The 3,174-nt window shown below is 74.9% G+C and carries 3 protein-coding genes; 2 read left to right on the top strand and 1 reads right to left on the bottom strand.

What is annotated here, in order from left to right; all coding sequences use genetic code 11:
• The first annotated feature begins 150 nt into the window (after positions 1–150).
• Positions 151–684 carry a peptide deformylase gene (gene def / locus ABT297_RS42830; RefSeq protein ID WP_350559906.1) on the top strand — a complete coding sequence of 178 codons (534 nt, stop codon included), beginning with the start codon at positions 151–153 and terminating at the stop codon, positions 682–684.
• On the opposite strand, the gene ABT297_RS42825 is transcribed toward def, so the two are convergent.
• A complete protein-coding gene (locus tag ABT297_RS42825) occupies positions 632–1,813 on the bottom strand; it encodes an alanine racemase (protein WP_350559903.1) in 1,182 nt (393 codons plus the stop codon). The genes def and ABT297_RS42825 overlap by 53 nt on opposite strands.
• A gap of 46 nt (positions 1,814–1,859) precedes the next feature.
• Between ABT297_RS42825 and ABT297_RS42820 the strand changes: the two genes are divergently transcribed.
• A complete protein-coding gene (locus ABT297_RS42820) occupies positions 1,860–3,068 on the top strand; it encodes a ferric iron reductase (protein ID WP_350559900.1) in 1,209 nt (402 codons plus the stop codon).
• Positions 3,069–3,174: the final 106 nt, after the last annotated feature.

The following is a 3,174-nucleotide window of genomic DNA, read 5'->3' as shown; positions in this document are numbered from 1 at the left end:
CCGGCCCGGACGACGCGGCGGCACTGTTCGGGCCCGCATGGCCGCTGAAGGCGACGGCGGCCATGCGGCTGGCCGCCGACCCGCTCGCGGACCGCTGGTGCCGGGTGCCGAACCCGATCCAGCGCTGAGCGCGCCGCGTACTGTCGGACCGTGACGATCCGACCCATCCGCGTGCTCGGCGACCCGGTGCTGCGGACCCCCGCCGAGACGGTGACCTCGTTCGACGCCGAGCTGCGGGCGCTGGTCCGCGACCTGCTCGACACGCTGACCGGCGAGCCGGGCCGGGCCGGGGTCGCCGCGCCGCAGATCGGCATCGCCGCCCGGGTGTTCTCCTACGGCGCGAACAAGACCCTCGGCCACCTGGTCAACCCGCGGATCACCGCCCGGTCCGGGCTGCAGGACGGCGACGAGGGCTGCCTGTCGATCCCGGGGCTGGCGTTCCCGACACCGCGGGCGATGCGGGTCACCGCGGAGGGCTTCGACGAGCACGGCGAGCCGGTCACGGTGACCGGCACGGGCCTGCTCGCCCGGGCGCTGCAGCACGAGACCGACCACCTCGACGGCGTGCTGTACGTCGACACGCTCACCGGCGACGCCCGCCGCCAGGCGTTGCGGGTGGTACGTGCGGCGTTCAGGCCAGGAACTGGTCCGGGGACTCCTCCGGGGGCTCGTCCAGGATCGTGAAGGCCGGGTGGGCCAGGCGCAGGAAGTCGTGGTGGGCGACCTCCCAGCCGTACGCGCCGGTGCCGGCCAGCAGCACCACGTCCCCGGCCCGTACGCGTTCGACCGGCACGTCGGCGGCCAGCACGTCGCGGGGGTTGCACTGCTCCCCCGCGACCGTGACCGCCGCGCCGGTCACGCCGGGCCGTTCGAACCCGTACGGCCAGTCCTCGACCGGCAGGACCGTGAACGGATGGCTGTAGCCCCACGACGCCGGCAGCCGGAAATGGTGGGTGCCGCCGCGGACCACGGCGAACCACCGCCCATGGCTGCGTTTGACGTCGACGACCTCGGCGGCGTACCAGCCGGCCGGCGCCGCGACGTACCGCCCGGGCTCGACGACCAGCCGCGCCCCACGATCGAGCGTAAGGTCGCGCAGCCCGTCGGCGAGCGCCCCGAGGTCGAACGCGGCGGCGCCGGTGACGTCGACGCCGAATCCGCCCCCGGCGTTGATCAGCGGCCCGTCGACGCCGAGGTCCCGCGCCGCCCGCAGGGACCACGCGACGCAGTCGCGGATGAACGCGGCGTGCGCGACGGCGTCGAGGTTGTTCGACACCGCGTGCAGGTGGAAGCCGAGCAGCTCGTGCCCGTCGCGGCGGGCCAGCGCGGCGGCCGCCGCGAGGTGCTCCTCGGCCATCCCGAACTGGGTCGGCGCCCCCGACATGCGGTGCGAGCCCGGCAGCGCCGCGTGGGCCCGGTTGACCCGCAGGCAGATCCGGGCCGGCCCGGCCACGGCGGCGAGCCGGCGCAGCTCGTGCGGGCTCTCCACGTTGATCACCGCCCCGGCCGCGACGGCGGCGCGCAGGTCGTCGTCGGTCTTGGCGGGCCCGCTCAGCAGCGTGAACCCCGACCCGGCCTCGACCGCGGCGGCGAGCTCCCCGCCGGAGGCGACCTCGAGACCGTCACCGGCCTCCAGCGCGGCCCGGACCACCGCCGGGTGACCGTTGGCCTTCATCGCGTACGCGACCAGGACGCCCTCCGGCAGCGCCGCGCGCAGCTCGGCGATGCGGGCCCGCACCGTCGGCAGGTCGTAGATGTAGACGGGCCGCGGCCCGCGCAGCGCCGCGCGCACGACACGTGGGGCAGGTGACACGGCTCTCCGTTCAGGTTCGGCCGGTACGCGCAGTAGGCTTCCCGCGATGCGCCTCATCGACGCCCGCGACCCGATCGCGTTGTGGCAGTACGCGGAACGGTATCTCGGGGTGGGGACCCGCACGTACAGCCCCTACGCCGCGGACCTCGACATCGCCGAGGAATACCACCCGCAGCGGGGAACGACGACGTTCGAGCTCCCGACGTTCCGCGTCCCGGCCGGGCTCGGCGCCTACCGCCGCGCCGCGATCCCGTCCGCCCTGCACGAGCTGTACGCCGGCGACGACGCGGTCCTGCTGCCCGTACACCCGAACACCCTGGACAGCCCCGACCTCCTCGGCGCCGGCGAGCTGTCGCGGTGCGCCCCCGGCCCGTCGCTGACGGTGGTGCCGTCGGCGAACGCCCGCACGGTCTTCGTGACCGCCGTGGCCGGCCGCCCGGTCGAGCCGCACTTCGTGAAGCTGCACTACCCGCGGCGCCTGTCGCGGTTCACCCGCCGGCTGCGCCGACCGGTGATCGAGCTGCAGCTGTGGGTGTCCGACGACCTGGTCCGGGCCGGCCTGCCGGTCCTGCCGGAGGTCGGCGGCGGCTGGTTCGACCCCGGCCTGGGCGAGGACGCGTGGGGGTTCCTGGTCCGTTCGGCGCGGCCGCTGCGGCAGGCCCCGCCGGTGACGGTGCCGCTGTTCGCCCTCTACGGCCGGGACCTGCACGCCCCCGGCGACCCGACGCTGCTGGAGCAGCTGGTCGCGGCGTCCGGCGAGGACCCGGCCGAGTTCGTGGCCGGGCGCGTCATCGTGCCGATGGTCCGCCTGTGGTGCGAGGCCGCCCGCGCGACGGGCTGCCCCCTGGAGACGCACGGCCAGAACACCCTGTTCGCCTTCGACCTGGCGACACACCGGACCAAGGTGTTGTACCGCGACTGCGCGATCTACGTCGACAGCTCGCTGCGCGCGGCCGCGTCCCTGCCCGGCGACCTGCCCCCGGCGAACGTCATCCCCCGCGACGTCCCGCTGGCCGCCGACGAGGTGTTCAGCCTGACGTACGACAGTTTCATGGGCCACCACGCCCTGTCCTACGTCGCGGCCTTGGCCCACGACGCCTGGGGCGTGCCGAACCGTGTCCTGCACGAGGCCGCGAGGGCCGCCTTCACAACGCCCGACCTCCTGCCGGCAACGGTCTTCTACTACGACAACGTCCTGTACGACAACGGGGACTGGAAGCTCATCGACACCGGCACCCCGCCCGTGTGGCGCTGAGCGCTGGTAGCGCGCGCCACCAGCGGCGCGCCGTCAGCGCGGCCAGCCCGGCGCCTGCGGTGTTGAGTAGTACGTCGTCCACAGAGGACACCCGGTCCAGCCGCAG

It is taken from the genome of Dactylosporangium sp. NPDC000555 (assembly GCF_040300025.1).
Lineage (GTDB): Bacteria > Actinomycetota > Actinomycetes > Mycobacteriales > Micromonosporaceae > Dactylosporangium.
Note: the sequence above shows the minus strand (reverse complement) of the source record. Positions and strands in the feature narration are given on the sequence as shown.